The organism is Ottowia sp. (genome assembly GCF_035444425.1).
Taxonomy (GTDB): domain Bacteria; phylum Pseudomonadota; class Gammaproteobacteria; order Burkholderiales; family Burkholderiaceae_C; genus Ottowia.
Genome location: NZ_DAOMOQ010000035.1, coordinates 1 through 17,540, shown reverse-complemented (window position 1 = coordinate 17,540; position 17,540 = coordinate 1). Strand labels below are relative to the sequence as shown.

Sequence of the window (17,540 nt, the reverse complement as noted above, 5' to 3'; positions counted from 1 at the left end):
TGTCGGCTCTGGCTCATCGGCTGCGCCGCGCCCGCGTGGGCTGGCCGCCACACCCGCCGTGCGCACGTCACGCTCCGGTTTCGTCCGGTGCCGAAAGAACCGGTGCGCGGGCACCGGAGCGTCATCGTCTGCGGCGAGAATCGGTCGCAGGCCGGCCTGTCGCCGGCGCGTGAAATCTGATCATGGACAAGCATTACCTCACCCCGTTGTTCGAACCCGAGTCGATCGTCCTGTTCACCGGCCCGCAGGACGCGCCTGAACAGCAGACGCCGCAGGCGCGCGCGCTGCTGGCGCACATGGCGGCGCAGCCCTTCAAGGGCGTGGTGGCACCGCTGGACGTGCACACCACCGGCACGCTGGGTGACCTGGCGCAGGCGCGCGCCGACCTGGCGATCGTCGCCCTGCCCGAGGACGAGATCCTGCACGCGCTGGAACTGGCCGGACGCATCAAGGTCAAGGCGGCGCTGGTGCTGTCGGCCAGCATCGGCCAGGCCAAGGCGCAGGAGATGCACCGCGTGGCACAGCGCCACGGCTTCTGGCTGCTGGGGCCGAACAGCCAGGGCTTCCAGCGCCCGGCGCTGCAGCTCAATGCCTGTGCCGCCGGCGAGCTGGCCAGTGCCGGCCAGCTGGCGCTGGTGTCGCAATCGGGCGCGCTGACGGCGTCGATCCTGGACTGGGCGCGCCAGAACCGGGTCGGCTTCTCGAGCGTGATCTCGCTCGGCGCCCACACCCAGGTCGGGCTGTGGGCGGTGCTGGACTACCTGGCCAACGACCCCCATACACACGGGGTCGTGGTCTACATGGAAGGCATTGCCAACGCGCGCCGCTTCACCAGCGCGCTGCGCGGGGCCGCGCACGCCAAGCCGGTGGTGGTGCTCAAGGCGGGGCGCAAGCAAGACGGCAACGTGGCGGCGCAGACGCATTCGGGTGCCATCGTCGGCAGCGACGAGGTGTTCGACGCCGTGCTGCGGCGTGCCGGCGCGGTGCGGGTGCGCTCCTTCGTCGAACTGTTCTCGGCCGCCAAGTGCCTGGCCTCGCGCTACCGGCCGGTCGGCCGGCGCCTGGGCGTGATCACCAACGGTGGCGGCCCCGGCGTGCTGGCGGCCGATTACGTGAACGAACTGGGGTTGCAGCTGGGCGTGCTGGCGGCCGACAGCGTGCGCGAGCTGGCGCCGCGGGTGCCCAAGGCGGCGACGCTGACCGACCTGATGGACCTGACCGAGGACGCCACCGTCGAGCACTACCGCGCCGCGCTGGAAACGGCCATCAAGGACCGCCAGCTCGATGGCGTGCTGGCCATCTACTCGCCCAAGTTCGGCGGCGATCCGGAAGGCGTGGCGCGCGAGCTGGTGCAGATCAGGCCGCGGATGAGCAAGCCGCTGGTGGCCTGCTGGATGGGCGACTCCTCGGTCGGCGCCGCGCGCCACCTGCTGGCCGATGCCCAGATCCCGAGCTTCCGCACGCCGGAGGCGGCGGTGGGCGCCTTCGGCAACATCGCCAGCTTCTACCAGGCCCAGCAGCTGCTGCAGCAGACGCCGCCGCCGCTGTCCAGCCTGGCCGCGCCCGACGTCGAGGGTGCGCGCCTGCTGATCGAGAGCGTGCTGACCGAGCGCCGCAAGGTGCTGACCGAGATGGAGTCGAAGGCGCTGCTGGCGGCCTTCCACATTCCGGTGACGCAGACCCTGCTGGCGCGCAGCGCCAACGAGGCCATGATGATCGCCAGCCAGATCGGCTATCCGGTGGCGCTGAAGATCGACTCGCCCGACATCAGCCACAAGAGCGACGTCGGCGGCGTGGCCCTGAACGTGATGAACGCCACCGCGGTGCGCGACATCTGGCAGGACATGATGGCGGCGGTGCGCGAGAAGCTGCCACAGGCGCGCATCAACGGCGTCACCGTGCAGGCGATGGCGCGCAAGGCGCGCGGGCGCGAGCTGTACATCGGCGTGGTGACGGACGACCCGTTCGGCCCGGTGATCGCCTTCGGCGCCGGCGGCACCATGATCGAGCTGATCCACGACCACGCGATGGAACTGCCGCCGCTGAACCAGTTCCTGGCGCGGCGGCTGATCGAGCGCTCGCGCGTGCACGAGACCCTGGGCGACTGGCGCGGCGCGCCGGCGGTCGACCTGGCGGCGCTGGAGCAGGTGCTGCTGCGCGTGTCCGAGATGGTGTGCGAGCTGCCGCAGCTGCGCGAGATGGACATCAACCCGATCATCGTGGACGAGCACGGCGTCGTCGCGGTCGATGCGCGGGTGGTGATCGGGCCGGCGGCGCAGACCTCGCCGGGGCGCGCCGGCAAGTACGGGCACCTGTCGATCCTGCCCTATCCGCAGCGCTTCGAGCAGGTCTGGCCGCTGCGCGGCGGCGGCGAGTACACGGTGCGGCCGATCCATCCGGACGACGCCCAGATGCTGCAGGACATGATGCGGCGCCTGTCGCCCGAGAGCCGCTACTTCCGCTTCATCTCGAACATGGCCGAGCTGCCGCCGCAGATGCTGTCGCGCTTCACCCTGATCGACTACGACCGCGAGATGGCGCTGTGCGCGGTGGTCGAGCTCGAGGACGGCGGCGAAGGCGACGACAAGCGCAAGCGCGAAAAGATCATCGGCGTGTCGCGCTACATCACCAACCCGGACCAGAACAGCTGCGAGTTCTCGCTGGTGATCGACGACGCCTACGCCGGGCAGGGCCTCGGCACGCGCATGATGCTGAGCATCATGGACGTGGCGCGCGAGAAGGGCCTGCAGGAAATCATCGGCCTGGTGCTGACGCAGAACGTCGGCATGCTCAAGCTGATGCGCAGCCTGGGCTTCGAGGTCAAGGCCTACGCCGAGGACCCGGATTTCCGGCTGGTGACGCATCCGCTCTGAGACCGGCGACAGCGGCTTCGCGCCGCGCAGTCATGGCTGGTCGCCACGCCCGAATGGGCGGGCGAACGGCTTGAAGCCCTCACCGCGGTTACGGGTTTACGCTAAATGGATTTCCTGAAAGAGGAATACGATGGCCGGCACGTCGCGCCCACCGCGTGCTGGCTGTAGGCTCGTCTTGCACGCGACCGATCGCGACCCGGGGATCGGCGGTTGACGTGGGCGACCGTCGCAGCTTGCAGGAGGGCTCGATGGTTCAACAAGAAGCAGTCTGGCTGATCACGCTCGTGCTGATGAGCCTGATCCTGATGGTGTTCATGTTCGTCTACGCGCGTTCGCAGCAGCGCGTGGAGGACTACACGCCGCTCAAGGACCGCGCCTACAGCCTGCGCACCAAGTTCTTCTGGCTGCTGGTGGTGACGCTGATTCCGACCGGGCTCTACCTGCTGACCGACCAGCCCTACGCCAAGGCCGGCGATGAGGCCAAGGCCGACCAGGTGGTCGACGTGGTCGGCTACCAGTGGCGCTGGGAACTCAGCCAGAGCGAGTTCAATGCCGGCGAGACGGTGCTGTTCCGCATCACCAGCGCCGACGTCAACCACGGCTTCGGCATCTACGACCAGAACCTGCGCCTGGTGGCGCAGATGCAGTCCATGCCGGGCTACACCAACCTGCTGCGCTACACCTTCGACAAGCCGGGCACCTACAAGGCGCTGTGCATGGAGTACTGCGGCACCGCGCACCACGGCATGATTTCCGACATCCAGGTGCGCTGAGGAGGAGCAGACATGGCAGACATCGTTGATACCCGCAATCCTCCGCTCGACAAGGGCGCGCACCCGCTGGTGGTGGCGCAGCTGGTCGCCGCCGTGGCGGTGCTGCTGCTGATGATGGTGTTCGGCTGGCTGATGCGGGCCGAACAGGCGCAGATCGCGCAGATGGGGCCGGTCTGGTTCTACCAGTTGATGACGCTGCACGGCGTCGGCATGGTCGGTGTCGCGGCGATCGCCGGCGCCGCCATCATGTGGCACTTCGTCAGCCAGTACGTCGACGTGTCGGCACGCATCTTCCGGGCCAACCTGATGCTGTTCCTGCTCGGCGTGGTGCTGATCTTGGCTGGCGTGCTGGGAGGGCGCTTCCAGGGCGCCTGGACCTTTTTGTACCCGCTGCCGGGCAAGTCGATGGGCATGTGGAGCAATGGCGCGGCGGCGCTGTTCATGCTCGGCCTGTTGATCATCGGCGTCGGCTTCCTGCTGCTGCACCTGGACATCGGCCGCGCGCTGATCGCGCGCTACGGCAGCTTCGGCCGGGCCATGGGCTGGCCGCAGCTGTTCGGCAAGGACGACGGCAACGCGCCGCCGCCGGCGGTGGTCGCTTCCGGCATGGTCACGGTGGTCAACATCGCCGGGCTGGTGGCCGGCGCCACCATCCTGGTGATGATGCTGATCAACCTGTACGCGCCCGGCTTCAAGATCGACGAACTGCTGGCCAAGAACCTGATCTACTTCTTCGGCCACGTGTTCGTCAACGCCACCATCTACATGGCGGTGATCGCCGTCTACGAGCTGCTGCCGCGCTACACGCAGCGCCCGTGGAAGGCCAACAAGGCCTTCCTGGCCTCGTGGTCGGCGTCGACCATCCTGGTGCTGATCATCTACCCGCACCACCTGCTGATGGACTCGGTGATGCCCAAGTGGATGCTGGCCATGGGTCACATCGTCGGCTACCTGAACACCTTCCCGGTGCTGGTGGTGACGGCCTACGGCGGCCTGATGATCGTCTACCGCTCGGGCATCAAGTGGGACGTCGCCTCGCGGCTGCTGCTGCTGTCGCTGTGCGGCTGGGCCGCGGGTGCGATTCCGGCCTTCATCGACGGCACCATCGGCGTCAACTACGTGATGCACAACACCTTGTGGGTGCCGGGGCACTTCCACACCTACACGCTGCTGGGCGTGATCGCGATGCTGTTCGGCTTCGTCTATTTCATCGGCAAGACGAACCGTGACGGCGCCGACTCCTGGCTCGACAACGCCGCGCTGACGGTGTTCGCGGTCGGCGGCGGCGGGCTGATCCTGGGCTTCCTGTTCTCGGGCAAGAGCAGCGTGGCGCGCCGCTACGCCGCCCACTTGCCGGAATGGGTGCCGCTGTCGCGCATCGCGGTGGTGTTCGCATCGCTGGTGGTGATCGCGTCCACCATCTTCATCGTCCGCTTCCTGCTGCGGCTGCGGGCGGCGACCCAGGACGCACCGCGCGTCACGCTGGTGCGGCACGCTGCGTGATCCGGGCGCTGATCGCCTCGGTCGTGGTCACCCTGGCCGCGACGGGGGTGTTCAGCTGGGCGACCGACGGCTTCAGCGCCTTCACCGCCGAGACCGCGCGCCGCGTCGAGGTGCTGCGTCATCCGCGCCCGATTCCGCCGGTGGTGCTTGAAGACCAGAACGGGCGCGCCTTCACCTTGGCCGACTACCGGGGCCGACAGCTGGCGCTGGAGTTCATCTACGTGCGCTGCGATTCGGTCTGCCGCAGCCTCGGTGCGGCGTTCCGCCAGCTCAGCGAGGCGCTGCCGGCCGGCGTGCTGGGGCGCGACATCGCGCTGCTGAGCATCAGCTTCGATCCGCGCAACGACGACCTGGCGGCACTGCGCGAATGGGCCGGCAAACAGGGTGCCGACGGCGAGCACTGGCGCGTGGCGCGACCGCGCGATGCCGGCCAGACGGCGGCGCTGCTGCAGGCCTTCGGCGTGGTGGTGGTGCCCGATGGCCTGGGCGGCTACGAGCACAACGCCGCCATCCACCTGCTGGGCCGCGACGGCCGCCTGGTGCGCATCAGCGACATCGAGGCGCCGCGCGACTTCATCGCCGCGCTCGCGCCGCAGCCATGATGCCCGGGACCTGGCTCCAGCCGCTGCGCGTGCTGGCGCGCCAGCGGGCGCTGCCGGCGCTGGCGATCGTGCTGCTGCTGGCCCTGCCGCCGCTGCGCGCCTGGCTCGAGGCGGCGATGAGCAGCCACATGCTGGTGCAGATGCCCTTGCTGGCGGCGGCGGGCTTCCTGGCGGTGCGCGGCCTGCCGCCGGCGCGCCGCGAGCGCCTGCGCCGCTGGATCGGCGGGCCCTGGCCGCTGGTGCTGATCGCCCTGTTCGCGTCCAGCTACTGGATGCTGCCGCGCGCGCTCGATGCGGCGCTGGTCGATCCGTGGGTGGAGCTGGCCAAGTTTGTCAGCCTGCCGCTGCTGGTCGGCGCGCCGCTGGCGCTGGCCTGGGAGCGGCTCGGCACGATCGCGCGCGGCTTCATCGTCACCAACTACGTCAGCATGCTGGCGGTGCTGGGTTGGCTCTACATGGTGGCGCCGGTGCGCGTGTGCAACAGCTACCTGGAGTCGGCGCAATACGATGCGGGGCTGTGGATGGTCTGGATCGCTGCGGTCGGTTTTTTCGGCTGGCTGGTCGCCTGGCTGGCGGGGTGGCTGTCCACTGGGCAGGACGAGACTATGGAGTGGGCATCGGCTGAACGCCGGCATTCGGTGGAGCGGTCGCCACAACCCCACTGAAGGTGGCGTGGCGGCGGGCTGCTGCCCGTGCGCGCAAGGTGTCTTGGAAGTTCGTCTGCGCCGAGCATGGTCGATGTGCGGATGCCTGGCAGGGCTGCGATCAGCCGCCGGCGCCTGCTGGCAGCTTCAGGACTTGCGCTCGTCCAGCAGTTCGCGCGCCACGATCTCCTTCATGATCTCGGAGGTGCCGGCGTAGATGCGCTCGATGCGGGCGTCGGTCCAGGCGCGCGCGATCGGGTATTCGGCCATGTAGCCGTAGCCGCCGAACAGCTGCAGGCACTCGTCGGTCACGCGGCCCAGCAGTTCGCTGTGCCACAGCTTGCCGGCGGCGGCCTGCGCCGCGTCCAGCTCGCCCGCGAGGTGCTGCGCGATCAGCTGGTCGCAGTAGGCGCGACCGGCGGCGATGTCGGTGGCGACGGCGGCCAGCTTGAAGCGCGTGTTCTGGAAATCCGCCACGCGCTGGCGGAACGCCTGGCGCTCCTTCACGTAGTCGATGGTCCAGGCCAGCGCGGCCTCGGCGCGCGCCTGGCATTGAACGCTGACCAGCAGGCGCTCCTGCGCCAGCTTCTGCATCAGGTACCGAAAGCCTTGGCCTTGCTCGCCCAGCAGGTGGCTGGCGGGCACGCGCACCTGGTCGAAGAACAGCTCGGCCGTGTCCTGCGCGTGCTGGCCGATCTTGTGCAGATTGCGACCGCGCGAGAACCCCGGCATGTCGCCTTCCACCACCAGCAGCGAAACGCCGTGCGCGCCCTGGTCCGGCTCGGTCTTGCAGGCCACCACGATCACGTCGGCGTGGTGGCCGTTGGTGATGAAGGTCTTCTGGCCACTGAGCACGTAGTGATCGCCCTCGCGCTGCGCGCTGGTGCGGATGGCGGCGACGTCGCTGCCGGTGCCGGGCTCGGTCATGGCGATGGCGGCGATGCGCTCGCCGCGCACCATGGCCGGCAGCAGCGCCTGCCGCAGCTCGGGCGTGCCGTGCGCCGCCAGGTAGGGCGCGACGATGACCGAGTGCAGCGGGAAGCCCGGCCCGGTGGCGCCGATGCGGCCCAGCTCCTCGCTGACGATGAAGTCGAACAGCAGGTCGGCACCGGGGCCGCCCAGCGCCTCCGGCAGCCAGCAGCACAGCAGGCCGTTGTCGCCGGCCTGGCGCCACAGGGCGCGCGGCACGCCGTGCGCCTGCTCCCACTCGGCGTGGTGCGGCGCGATCTCGCGCTCGCAGAAGCGCCGCACCTGCTCGCGGAAGGCGTCGTGTTCGGGGCTGAAGAGGTGGCGCGGCGCTGCTTTCATGGCGCGCACTTTAGCAACGTCCGGAACCGCCAGGCTGTCGCCCCGGTTCAGGTGGCTGCGGCGGCGCTCACGGGCTGGCGGCCGATCGACTGGTAGCTGAGGCCGTGCCGTGCCAGCACCGCCGGCTCGTACAGGTTGCGGCCGTCGAACACGATGCGATCGGCCAGCAGGCGCGCCATCTGCTCGAAGTCGGGCACGCGGAAGATCTTCCACTCGGTGACGATCGCCAGCGCGTCGGCGCCTTCGAGCGCCTGCATCGGCGTGTCGCACAGCGCCAGGTCGACGCGCTCGCCGAAGATGCGCCGGGCCTCGGGCATGGCGACCGGGTCGTGCGCGCGCACCCGGGCGCCCGCGGCCCACAGCGCCTGCAGCAGGTTGCGGCTGGGCGCCTCGCGCATGTCGTCGGTCTCGGGCTTGAAGGCCAGGCCCCAGACGGCGATGGTCTTGCCGGCCAGGCTGCCGCCGTAGTGCGCCACGATGCGTTCGGGCAGCACCTCGCGCTGCGCCTGGTTGCGGCGCTCGACGGCCAGCAGCAGCTCGGGCGCGAAGCCGACCGATTGCGCGGTGCGGATGATCGCCTTGACGTCCTTCGGGAAGCAGCTGCCGCCGTAGCCGACACCGGGGTAGATGAAGTGGTAGCCGATGCGCGGGTCGCTGCCGATGCCGCGGCGCACCGCCTCGATGTCGGCGCCCAGGCGTTCGGCCAGGTTGGCCATCTCGTTGATGAAGCTGATCTTGGTCGCCAGCATGGCGTTGGCGGCGTACTTGGTCAGCTCGGCGCTGCGCACGTCCATCAGCACGATGCGGTCGTGGTTGCGGTTGAAGGGTGCGTACAGCTCGCGCAGCTGCGCCTCGGCCACGGGGCTGCTGGTGCCGATGATGATGCGGTCGGGCCGCTGGCAGTCGGCCACGGCCGCGCCTTCCTTCAGGAATTCGGGGTTGGAGACGACCTCGAAGGCGATCTGCGCGCCGCGCGCCGCCAGGCCCTCGCGCAGCGCCGCGGCTACCTGATCGGCCGTGCCCACCGGCACGGTGGACTTGTTGACAATGGTCTTGGGTTCGCGCATGTGGGCGGCGATGCTGCGCGCCACCGCCAGCACGGCCGCCAGGTCGGCGCTGCCGTCCTCGTCGGGTGGCGTGCCGACGGCCAGGAAGATCAGCTCGCCATGCGCCACGCCGGCGGCGGCGTCGGTGCTGAAGTGCAGGCGCCCGGCGGCCTGGTTGGCCCGCACCAGCGGCTCCAGTCCCGGTTCGTGGATGGGGACGCGGCCGGCCTGCAGCGCCGCCACCTTGGCGGCATCGATGTCGATGCACATCACTTCGTGGCCGACGTCGGCCAGCACGGCCCCTTGCACCAGACCGACGTAGCCGGTGCCGAAAACGGTGACTTTCATGTCTTGTAGAAATCGCGATACCAGTGGACGAAGCGTGCCACACCCGCGTGAACCGGTGTTGACGGCGCGAAGCCGACCCAGGCCGATAGCGCCGAGGTGTCGGCAGCGGTGATGTGCATGTCGCCGGGCTGGATCGGCAGCATGCGCTTGATGGCGGTGCGGTCCAGCACCGTCTCGAGCGCGCCGATGTAGTCCATCAGCACGGTGGGCTGGTTGTTGCCGATGTTGAACAGCCGGAACGGCGCGCTGCTGCTGCCTGGCGCGGGTGCGTGGGCGTCGAAGGCCGGGTCCGGCGTGGCGGGCTTGTCGAGCACGCGCAGCACGCCCTCGACGATGTCGTCGATGTAGGTGAAGTCGCGCACCAGCTGGCCTTCGCCATAGACATCGATCGGCTCGCCGGCCAGCATGGCGCGCGTGAACTTGAACAGCGCCATGTCGGGCCGGCCCCAGGGTCCGTAGACGGTGAAGAAGCGCAGGCCGGTGCAGGGCATTCGGTACAGGTGGGCGTAGCTGTGCGCCATCACCTCGCCCGCCTTCTTGGTGGCGGCGTAGTAGCTGATCGGGTGGTCCACCGCATCGCGCTCGGAATACGGCGTGCGGGCGTTGCCGCCGTAGACGCTGGAACTGCTGGCGAACACCAGGTGCTCGATGCGCGCGGCGCGGCAGCCTTCCAGCACGTGGGCAAAGCCGAGCAGGTTGGCGTCTGTGTAGCTGTCGGGCGCGTCGATCGAGTAGCGCACGCCCGCCTGCGCCGCCAGGTGCAGCACGCGGGTCGGCCGCACGCGCGCGAACAGGCCGGCCATGCCGGCGCGGTCGGCCAAGTCGAGCCGCTCGAAGCGGAAGCGGGGGTGGCTGCTCAACCGCGCCAGGCGGGCCTGCTTCAGGGCCACGTCGTAGTAGGCGTTCAGGTTGTCGATGCCGACCACCTGCGCGCCGCGCGCCAGCAGGGCCTCGGCGCAGTGCATGCCGATGAAGCCGGCGCAGCCGGTGACCAGGATGGTGCTCATGGCCTTGCTCCCGTGGCGGCTTGCCAGACAAACCGGTACTGCGCCGGTGGCGTGCCCGCGCGCACCATGCGCAGCGGCAACTGGATGGATCGCACGGCGAATGGCGGCAGCGCGGCTTGCGCCTGCTCCCACCAGCCCGGCTCGATGCGGTCGGTGCGCGAGACCAGCAGCCAGCCCTGCCCGCCGCGCCCGGCCTGCCCGACCTGGGCCGCCACGCAAGCCGCGACAGGCTTGTCTTCGCTGCTGCAGGAGGCCACCGCCGCATCCGGAAAGCGCGTGCGCAGCATGCCCGCCATCATGTGGTCGGCGGCGATGATCGGGCTGCGGCCGTCGTAGCCGGCCTGTTGCAGCGCCACGCCAAGCTCGGCGGCCGGATGGTTCAGTTCGTCGACCTGGCCGCGCAGCCCGCCGATCCAGGGCCGCAGCGCGCCCGCCAGCAGCAGCAGCAGCGCCACCGCCACCACGGCGGCGGTGTAGCGGCCGGCGCGCGGGTGCTGCTGCAACTCCGGCCGCGCGGCGAAGGCTGCCAGCGGCACCATGCACAGCAGCGGCAGCACCCAGCGCCCGCGGAAGTTGGTGACGCCGGCAAACAACACCATGCCCAGCAGGGCCAGCAGCACCAGCGCGAGGTAGCGCATGAAAACCCGGTGTGCCCAGGGCGCCGCCGGCGCCAGCGGCCGGCGCCACCAGGCGGCGCGAAACGCCCACAGCGCCAGCAGCGCGAACAGGATCAGCATGCCGGCCAGCATCTTGAGCCAGCCGATCAGTCCCTTGCCGAGCCGGCCGTCCGGCTGGATCTCCATCTTGTCGATGGTCGCGCCGGTGGCGTCCTGCAGGTGCCCGGCCAGCCAGCTGGCGTGCGGCAGCACCACGAGCAGGCCGACGATTGGCGCCCACCACCAGCCGCGCGCCAGCAGCGCGCGGCGCGACTCGGGCACCGACAGGGCCGCCAGCAGCATGGCGCCGATCACCAGTGCGTAGCTGTACTTGGCCAGCAGGCCGAGGCCGCAGACCAGGCCCAGCCAGGCGAAGTCGCGCGGCCGCGGCCGCCGGACGATGCGCAGCAGCAGCCACCAGGCGGCGCAGGTCATGGCCGTGACCAGGATGCTGTGCGTCTGGTCGCGGATCGAGTCCCAGCCCAGCGGCGGCAGCAGCAGCATGCTGGCCGCCGCCCACCAGGCGCCACGCTCGCCCAGCAGTTCGCGCCCGGCCAGCCACATCAGCACGTAGGTCAGCGCCAGCAGCGCGTGCTTGAGCAGCGACAGCGCCAGCACGCTGGGGCCCAGCAGCTGGTTCACCGCCCACTGCAGCCAGGTGTAGAGCGGCGGCTGCGCGCCGTAGCCTAGCTGCAACTGCTGCGACCACAGCATCTGCTCGGCCTCGTCCCACTTCAGCGCCGGCGACAGCGCCACCCGCACCAGCACGTGCGCCAGCGCGAGCGCCAGTAGCCAGACCAGCGGATGGGCCACCGGCGAGCGGAGTGGGACGGCGCCGGGCGCCGCGGCGGAAGAGGCATTCATGAAAGGGGCTGCAGCGGCGCCGCCGGCGGGTCGGGCCGCGGCGCAGGCACAATCGCGGGCATTATCCTGCCTGCCTCGCGCCCGCCTGTTTCATGACCCGCTCCCACCTGCCGGCGCCCGATGTCTCCATCGTGGTGCCGATCTACAACGAGGTCGAGAACCTGCCCGACCTGGTCGAGCGCATCGCGCAGGCGATGGCGGGCGGGGCGCTCAGCTTCGAGCTGCTGGCGGTGGACGACGGCTCCACCGACGGCAGCCGGCAGGTCCTGCGCGAGCTGGCCGTGGGGCGGCCCTGGCTGCGGCCGGTGTTCCTGGTGCGCAACTACGGCCAGTCGAGCGCGCTGCAGGCCGGCTTCGACCGCGTGCGTGGCCGCTACGTGGTGACCCTGGACGCCGACCTGCAGAACGAGCCCGGCGACATCCCGCTGCTGCTCGAGCGCCTGGAGACCGATCCCGACGTTGACATGGTCAGCGGCTGGCGCAAGGACCGGCAGGACGCCGAGCTGTCGCGCAAGCTGCCGTCGCGCATCGCCAACCGGCTGATCTCGCGCGCCACCGGCGTGCACCTGCACGACTACGGCTGCGCGCTCAAGGCCTACCGGCGGCCGATCATCGACCGCATCCGGCTGTACGGCGAGCTGCACCGCTTCATTCCCTCGCTGGCCAAGGAGGCTGGCGCGCGCATCGCCGAAGTGCCGGTGCGCCACCACGCGCGCACGCGCGGCGTGTCGAAGTACGGCATCGATCGGACCTTCCGCGTCATCCTGGATCTGATCCTGATCGTGTTCTTCATGCGCTACCGCCAGCGCCCGCTGCATGCCTTCGGCGGCCTGGGGCTGTGGCTGGCCACGCCGGGGATGCTGATCCTGGGCTGGCTGTTCATGCTCAAGCTGCTGGGCGAGGACATCGGCGGCCGGCCGCTGCTGCTGGCGGGGGTGATGCTGGTGCTGATGGGCGCGCAGATGATCGCCGCCGGGTTGATCGGCGAGTTGCTGACGCGCATCTACCACGAGACCGGCGGCGCGCCGCAGTTCCACGCCGAGGAGTACGTGCCGGCCTCGACGGCGGCTGCCGAGCCGCGCGCCGATGCGCAGCCGGCGGCACCCAGCGTGACGGTGTGAAGCGTTCGCACAAGGCCGTCTGGCGCGGTCTGCTTGGGCTGGCGCTGCTGGCAGCCGTGCTCGCGCTGGCCGATCCGGCGCGGGTGCTGGCGCAACTGCGCCGGGCTGATCCGTGGTGGCTGCTGGCGGGCCTGCTGGCGGCGATCGCGTCCAACCTGGTGTCGGCGTGGCGCTGGCGCGCGCTGGCGCGTTGGCTGGGTGCCGAGGTGGGGCTGGCCGACGCCACGCGCTGGTACTTCCAGGCCATCGGCCTGAATGCCCTGCTGCCGGGTGCCGTGGTCGGCGGCGACGTCTACCGCGCCGTGGTGCTGCGCCGGTCCGGACCGGCCACGCCGGCGCCGGCCTGGTCGGTGGTGCTGGATCGCCTGAGCGGCCTGTGGATGCTGTGTGCCATCGGCGGCCTAGGTGCGGCCGCCAGCGCCGACGTGCTGGCGCCCTGGTTGCGCGTGCCGGCGGTGGTGTTCGTGGGTTTGATGCTGACTGGCACGGCGCTGTGGCTGGCGCTGCCCTGGGGCTTGCCATGGCTGCTGCGCATGGCTGGCGGTGCGCCGGGTGGCTGGCTGGCACCGCTGGCGCTGGCGGCGCGCCAGCCTGACTTTGGTGCGCAGCTGCGCTGGCAGGCGCTGGCGTCGGCGCTGGTGCAGCTGCTGTCGGCAGTGGCGCTGGCGGCGGGTGGGCTGGCGCTGGGGGTGCGCCTCGGTCCGGCGGCCTGGGCCTTCGCCATCGCGCCGATCTTCCTGATGGCGGCGCTGCCGGCCAGTGTAGGTGGCTGGGGCACGCGTGAAGCGGCAGCGGTCGCCTCACTCGCTCCTTTTGGCGTGGCGCCGGCGGCGGCGGTGGGCGTGGGGGTGATCTACGGGCTGTATCAGATTGCGCAGGGGGCGCTGGGGGCGTTGGCGTTTGGGTTGCCGGGGCGGGGTGCCGAGGAGGGCGCTGCGGAATAAGGAGCGAGTCGCGTTTCTTGGATGCGCTGCTGGCCGGGATGTGTGCCCGGCGGCGCACCTACTTTTCTTTGCCCGCCAAAGAAAAGTAGGCAAAAGAAAGGCGGCCCCACTGGCCGTGTCCCCTGCGCTTCGCTCCGGGGCAACCTGCGATGCTCGGTCATGGGGCGGCGCTGCGGAACTCGCTGCGCGCCTACGGCGCTCCGCTCGGACAACCGCAGCGAGTCAGAGCGCGAAGCATGGGCATCCTTCGGTGCCCATGCCCGCCCCAAGCCCTGCGCTTCTCGGCACGGCCAGAGGGGAGCGGAATTCAAACGGGCCATCGCTTCGCTCGGCCCTGGGTTGCTTACTCTCCCGCTTGCGGGAGAAGGTTGATCTGTCCCGAGCTTGTTGAAGGGGGTGAGGGCAGTGTCACCCCATCCACATCACGTCGCCTTCAACACCCCGCGCCGCATCTGATCCAGTTCCATGGTCTCGAATAGCGCCTTGAAGTTGCCCTCGCCGAAGCCCTCGTTGCCCTTGCGCTGGATGAACTCGAAGAAGATCGGACCCAGCTGGTTCTCGCTGAAGATCTGCAGCAGCAACTCGTCCGGCTGGCCGTCGACCAGGATGTTGCGCGACTGCAGTTCGCCGATCGGCTCCTTCAGCCCGGGGATGCGCTTCGGCAAGAGTTCGTAGTAGGTGTCGCTGGTGTTCAGCAGCTTCACGCCCGCCATCTGCAGCGCATCGACGGTGTCGTAGATGTTCTTGCTCGCCAGTGCGATGTGCTGCACGCCCTCGCCGTGGTAGCTGTCCAGGTACTCCTGGATCTGGCCCTTCTGCTCGTTGCCCTCTTCGTTGATCGGGATGCGGATCTTGCCGCAGGGGCTGGTCATGGCCTTGGACTTGACGCCGGTGGCCTGGCCCTCGATGTCGAAGTAGCGCACCTCGCGGAAATTGAACAGGCGCTCGTAGAAGCTCGACCACTCGTCCATGCGACCCTTGTGCACGTTGTGCGTCAGGTGGTCGATCACCGTCATGCCGTAGCCCTCGGGGCTGATGGCGGCGCTGCCCTCGACGCCCGGCAGCGGCTCGAAGTCGACGTCATAGAAGCCGATGTTGCCAATGTCGCCCTCTTTCGCACCGTCCTTGCCGCGCCAGCGGTCGATCAGGTAGATGATCGAGTCGCCGATGCCCTTGATGGCCGGGATGTTCAGCTCGCCCGGCGCGGCCGAGCCGGCGAAGCCCCAGGCTCCGAGCGAGATGGCGCGCTCGTAGGCGGCCTTGGCGTCCTGCACGCGGAAGGCGATGGCGCAGATGCTGGGGCCGTGCAGTTTGGCGAAGCGCTGGGCGAAGCTGTCGGGTTCGGCGTTGATGATGAAGTTGATCTCGCCCTGCCGGTACAGCGTCACCGCCTTGCGCCGGTGCCGGGCTACTGCCGTGAAGCCCATGCGCTCGAACAGCTGGCCCATGGCCTGTGGATCGGGCGCGGCGTACTCGATGAACTCGAAGCCGTCGGTGCCCATCGGGTTGTCCCAGGCCTCGCCCGGCCGGTTCGGTGGTGTGGTGCTCATGTCCGTGTCTCCTGACTTGATGCGTGTCAAGCTGATGCCTCACTGTAGGCTGCTGGCGGCTGCGGTTTCCGGCGCTTGCGTTGGCGCGCCGGCCGGGTTCACGCAGCTTCGCGGCGCGCCGGTCTGCCTGCACGCAGCCATCTTGCAGGATTCGCCGCCCGCGTGTGCCGACAGCTCCGAAGGTGGAGTCAGGCGCCGTAAAATTGCGCTTGTATGACGAGCGAAGCGTTCGACCGGCTTGACCGTGCCATTCTGGACAGCCTGCAAGCCAATGGCCGCGAAACCTGCGAGGCCATTGGCGAGCGCATCGGCCTGTCCTCGAGCGCCGTGTTGCGCCGCATCAAGAAGCTGGAGGACGCCGGCGTCATAGAGCGCTACGTCGCCCTGCTCAAGCCCGAGGCGCTGGGCCTGGGTTTGATGGCCTACGTGCACGTGCGGCTGGAAAAGCGCGCCGAGCACGCCAAGCGCAATCCGATGGACGAGTTCCGCGCCGCCGTGCAGGCCTGGCCGCAGGTGGTGGAGTGCGTGGCGCTGACCGGCGAGATGGACTTCCAGCTGCGCCTGGTGGTCGAGGACATGGGCGCCTATTCACGCTTCATGATGGACACGCTGCTGCGCCATCCAGCGGTGCAGGATTGCCGTACCAGCTTCGTCATGGACCGGGTCAAGACCACCACGGCGCTGCCGCTGGCGATCTGAGCCTGGCTCGCACTGATCAGGCAGGCCATGTGTGGCGTGCATGCCGCGCGGCTCGGGCAGAATCACCCGACTTCGGGGCCTTGCATGTCGGCAGCGTCGATTGGAGTTGGGACTCTAGGGATTAAACCTAATATGGAGGGCATGAATACTCCAAGCACCCCCCGTCCCCAGGCGGACGCACCGGCCACAAGCCAGGGCGTTGACGCCAGGAACGCCTCGGCCATCGTGCCGATCCGGGAGATTGGCGCCCGCTACCGCGAACAGGTGCTGCGCCACCTGCTCGGTCTGGAACCACACGACCGCTACCTGCGCTTCGGCTTCGCCGCCGACGACCGGCAGATCGCACAGTACGTGGACAAGCTCGACTTCGAGCGTGACCGCGTGTTCGGCATCTTCAACCGCAAGCTGGAACCCATCGCCATGGCGCACCTGGCCTACCCGGGCGAGATGGTGCAGGCGGGCTTCGCCGAGTTCGGCGTGTCGGTGTCGCCGCATGCGCGCGGACGTGGCTACGGCACCCGGCTGTTCGAGCGCGCCGCCATCCATGCGGTGAACGACGGCATCCAGACGCTGTACATCCACGCGCTGAGTGAGAACGTCGCCATGCTCAAGATCGCGCGCAATGCCGGCGCCGAGGTGCAGCGCTCCGGCAATGAAAGCCAGGCGCATCTGAAGCTGCCCGAAGCCAGCTTCAAGACCCGCGTGGGCGAACTGGTGGCCGAGCAGGTCGGCCAGGTCGATTACTGGCTCAAGAGCGAGGCGCTGATTGCGCGCGAGGTGCTGGCCACCGTGCAGGAAGTGCGCGAGGCCGTGCGCGAAGGGCGCCACAAGTCGGCCTCCTGATCCCCGGCCTTGCCGGGGTCGATGACGAATGACGGATGACCGCCGGCTGGCGCCGGCTTGACACGTGCTCGTTTGACATCTGTCATCGAAGCGCGGCGAAGCCATTTGTCATTTCAGGGGTGCTTTCCGCTATCCTTGCAGGCCTCACCATCACCGCAGGCTCTGCTGACCCGCCCGTGTCCGACCCCCACCCCGCGCGTCCTGGCGAGCGCGAAGACAAGCGCAGCCTGTTCCGCAAGCTGATCGAGTTCATCAACCCCGGTCCGGACTCGACCGACGAGCTGATCGAGACCCTGGCCGAAGCCGAGGACAAGGCGCTGATCGGCACCGACAGCCGCATCATGCTTGAAGGCGTGCTGCGCCTGGCCGAGATGACCGCCGGCGACGCCATGGTGGCGGCGCCGCGCATGGACCTGCTGGACATCGACGCGCCCTACGAGGAGCTGCTGCTGGAGGTCATCCGCACCGCGCACTCGCGCTTTCCGGTCTACCAGGGCGAGCGCGAGAACATCATCGGCATCCTGCTGGCCAAGGACCTGCTCAAGCTGCAGCGCGCCCCCGAGCTGAACCTGCGCACCCTGCTGCGGCCGGCGGTGTTCATCCCCGAAAGCAAGGGCCTGACCGACCTGCTGCGCACCTTCCGCGTCAACCGCAACCACCTGGCCATCGTGGTCGACGAGTTCGGCCGCACCGCCGGCCTGATCACCATCGAGGACGTGCTGGAGGAGATCGTCGGCGAGATCGAGGACGAGTTCGACA

At 69.4% G+C, this 17,540-nt stretch carries 15 protein-coding genes; 10 read left to right on the top strand and 5 right to left on the bottom strand.

Annotation, left to right across the window (positions count from 1 at the left end; translation table 11 throughout):
• Positions 1-182 precede the first annotated feature (182 nt).
• The 5 genes from PK606_RS12640 to PK606_RS12620 all read left to right on the top strand — a co-directional run bounded on the left by PK606_RS12640 (position 183) and on the right by PK606_RS12620 (position 6,416).
• Positions 183-2,873 (top strand): bifunctional acetate--CoA ligase family protein/GNAT family N-acetyltransferase, encoded by a 2,691-nt coding sequence (locus tag PK606_RS12640; RefSeq protein WP_324564519.1) that lies wholly within the window; start codon positions 183-185, stop codon positions 2,871-2,873.
• Positions 2,874-3,121: 248 nt separating this feature from the next.
• The gene (locus PK606_RS12635) at positions 3,122-3,646 is read left to right on the top strand and encodes a cupredoxin domain-containing protein (RefSeq protein WP_324564518.1); all 525 of its coding nucleotides are present in this window, start codon (positions 3,122-3,124) and stop codon (positions 3,644-3,646) included.
• Between the two features lie 12 nt (positions 3,647-3,658).
• Positions 3,659-5,149 (top strand): cbb3-type cytochrome c oxidase subunit I, encoded by a 1,491-nt coding sequence (locus PK606_RS12630; RefSeq protein WP_324564517.1) that lies wholly within the window; start codon positions 3,659-3,661, stop codon positions 5,147-5,149.
• Positions 5,146-5,751, top strand: coding sequence for an SCO family protein (locus PK606_RS12625; RefSeq protein WP_324564516.1), 606 nt, complete (start codon positions 5,146-5,148; stop codon positions 5,749-5,751). Before PK606_RS12630 ends, PK606_RS12625 begins: the two co-directional genes overlap by 4 nt.
• Positions 5,748-6,416 (top strand): hypothetical protein, encoded by a 669-nt coding sequence (locus tag PK606_RS12620; protein WP_324564515.1) that lies wholly within the window; start codon positions 5,748-5,750, stop codon positions 6,414-6,416. Before PK606_RS12625 ends, PK606_RS12620 begins: the two co-directional genes overlap by 4 nt.
• Positions 6,417-6,542: 126 nt before the next feature.
• Here PK606_RS12620 and PK606_RS12615 read toward each other — a convergent pair whose 3' ends face one another.
• Genes PK606_RS12615 through PK606_RS12600 form a run of 4 tightly spaced genes read right to left on the bottom strand, consistent with a single transcriptional unit; the run spans position 6,543 to position 11,624 of the window.
• Positions 6,543-7,703: an acyl-CoA dehydrogenase family protein gene (locus tag PK606_RS12615; RefSeq protein WP_324564514.1), complete on the bottom strand. Its 1,161-nt coding sequence runs from the start codon at positions 7,701-7,703 to the stop codon at positions 6,543-6,545.
• Between the two features lie 47 nt (positions 7,704-7,750).
• Positions 7,751-9,097 carry a UDP-glucose dehydrogenase family protein gene (locus PK606_RS12610; protein ID WP_324564513.1) on the bottom strand — a complete coding sequence of 449 codons (1,347 nt, stop codon included), beginning with the start codon at positions 9,095-9,097 and terminating at the stop codon, positions 7,751-7,753.
• Positions 9,094-10,104 (bottom strand): NAD-dependent epimerase, encoded by a 1,011-nt coding sequence (locus tag PK606_RS12605; protein ID WP_324564512.1) that lies wholly within the window; start codon positions 10,102-10,104, stop codon positions 9,094-9,096. Before PK606_RS12605 ends, PK606_RS12610 begins: the two co-directional genes overlap by 4 nt.
• On the bottom strand, positions 10,101-11,624 hold the full coding sequence (locus PK606_RS12600; protein WP_324564510.1) for an ArnT family glycosyltransferase: 1,524 nt from the start codon (positions 11,622-11,624) through the stop codon (positions 10,101-10,103). The genes PK606_RS12605 and PK606_RS12600 overlap by 4 nt, the downstream gene beginning before the upstream one ends.
• Before the next feature lie 92 nt (positions 11,625-11,716).
• Here PK606_RS12600 and PK606_RS12595 point away from each other — a divergent pair, with 92 nt between their 5' ends.
• A complete protein-coding gene (locus PK606_RS12595; protein WP_324564509.1) occupies positions 11,717-12,745 on the top strand; it encodes a glycosyltransferase family 2 protein in 1,029 nt (342 codons plus the stop codon).
• Positions 12,742-13,689 carry a lysylphosphatidylglycerol synthase transmembrane domain-containing protein gene (locus PK606_RS12590; RefSeq protein WP_324564507.1) on the top strand — a complete coding sequence of 316 codons (948 nt, stop codon included), beginning with the start codon at positions 12,742-12,744 and terminating at the stop codon, positions 13,687-13,689. Before PK606_RS12595 ends, PK606_RS12590 begins: the two co-directional genes overlap by 4 nt.
• Positions 13,690-14,111: 422 nt before the next feature.
• Here PK606_RS12590 and hppD read toward each other — a convergent pair whose 3' ends face one another.
• Entirely contained in the window at positions 14,112-15,239 is a 1,128-nt protein-coding gene (gene hppD, locus PK606_RS12585) for a 4-hydroxyphenylpyruvate dioxygenase (protein WP_324564506.1), read from the bottom strand.
• Between the two features lie 213 nt (positions 15,240-15,452).
• On the opposite strand from hppD, the gene PK606_RS12580 reads away from it, so the two are divergent.
• From PK606_RS12580 to PK606_RS12570, 3 genes are all read left to right on the top strand, one after another.
• Positions 15,453-15,938 (top strand): Lrp/AsnC family transcriptional regulator, encoded by a 486-nt coding sequence (locus tag PK606_RS12580; RefSeq protein ID WP_324564504.1) that lies wholly within the window; start codon positions 15,453-15,455, stop codon positions 15,936-15,938.
• Positions 15,939-16,079: 141 nt separating this feature from the next.
• Positions 16,080-16,781: a GNAT family N-acetyltransferase gene (locus PK606_RS12575; RefSeq protein WP_324564502.1), complete on the top strand. Its 702-nt coding sequence runs from the start codon at positions 16,080-16,082 to the stop codon at positions 16,779-16,781.
• A 176-nt stretch (positions 16,782-16,957) separates the two neighbouring features.
• Positions 16,958-17,540, top strand: a 583-nt coding sequence (locus tag PK606_RS12570) for a CBS domain-containing protein (RefSeq protein WP_324564500.1), incomplete at its 3' end; no start/stop codon positions are given.

Coding starts and splice junctions, on each gene's coding strand:
- PK606_RS12640 (WP_324564519.1), top strand. CDS start 183: ATGGACAAGCATTACCTCACCCCGTTGTTCGAACCCGAGTCGATCGTC.
- PK606_RS12635 (WP_324564518.1), top strand. CDS start 3,122: ATGGTTCAACAAGAAGCAGTCTGGCTGATCACGCTCGTGCTGATGAGC.
- PK606_RS12630 (WP_324564517.1), top strand. CDS start 3,659: ATGGCAGACATCGTTGATACCCGCAATCCTCCGCTCGACAAGGGCGCG.
- PK606_RS12620 (WP_324564515.1), top strand. CDS start 5,748: ATGATGCCCGGGACCTGGCTCCAGCCGCTGCGCGTGCTGGCGCGCCAG.
- PK606_RS12615 (WP_324564514.1), bottom strand. CDS start 7,703: ATGAAAGCAGCGCCGCGCCACCTCTTCAGCCCCGAACACGACGCCTTC.
- PK606_RS12610 (WP_324564513.1), bottom strand. CDS start 9,097: ATGAAAGTCACCGTTTTCGGCACCGGCTACGTCGGTCTGGTGCAAGGG.
- PK606_RS12605 (WP_324564512.1), bottom strand. CDS start 10,104: ATGAGCACCATCCTGGTCACCGGCTGCGCCGGCTTCATCGGCATGCAC.
- PK606_RS12600 (WP_324564510.1), bottom strand. CDS start 11,624: ATGAATGCCTCTTCCGCCGCGGCGCCCGGCGCCGTCCCACTCCGCTCG.
- PK606_RS12595 (WP_324564509.1), top strand. CDS start 11,717: ATGACCCGCTCCCACCTGCCGGCGCCCGATGTCTCCATCGTGGTGCCG.
- hppD (WP_324564506.1), bottom strand. CDS start 15,239: ATGAGCACCACACCACCGAACCGGCCGGGCGAGGCCTGGGACAACCCG.
- PK606_RS12580 (WP_324564504.1), top strand. CDS start 15,453: ATGACGAGCGAAGCGTTCGACCGGCTTGACCGTGCCATTCTGGACAGC.
- PK606_RS12575 (WP_324564502.1), top strand. CDS start 16,080: ATGAATACTCCAAGCACCCCCCGTCCCCAGGCGGACGCACCGGCCACA.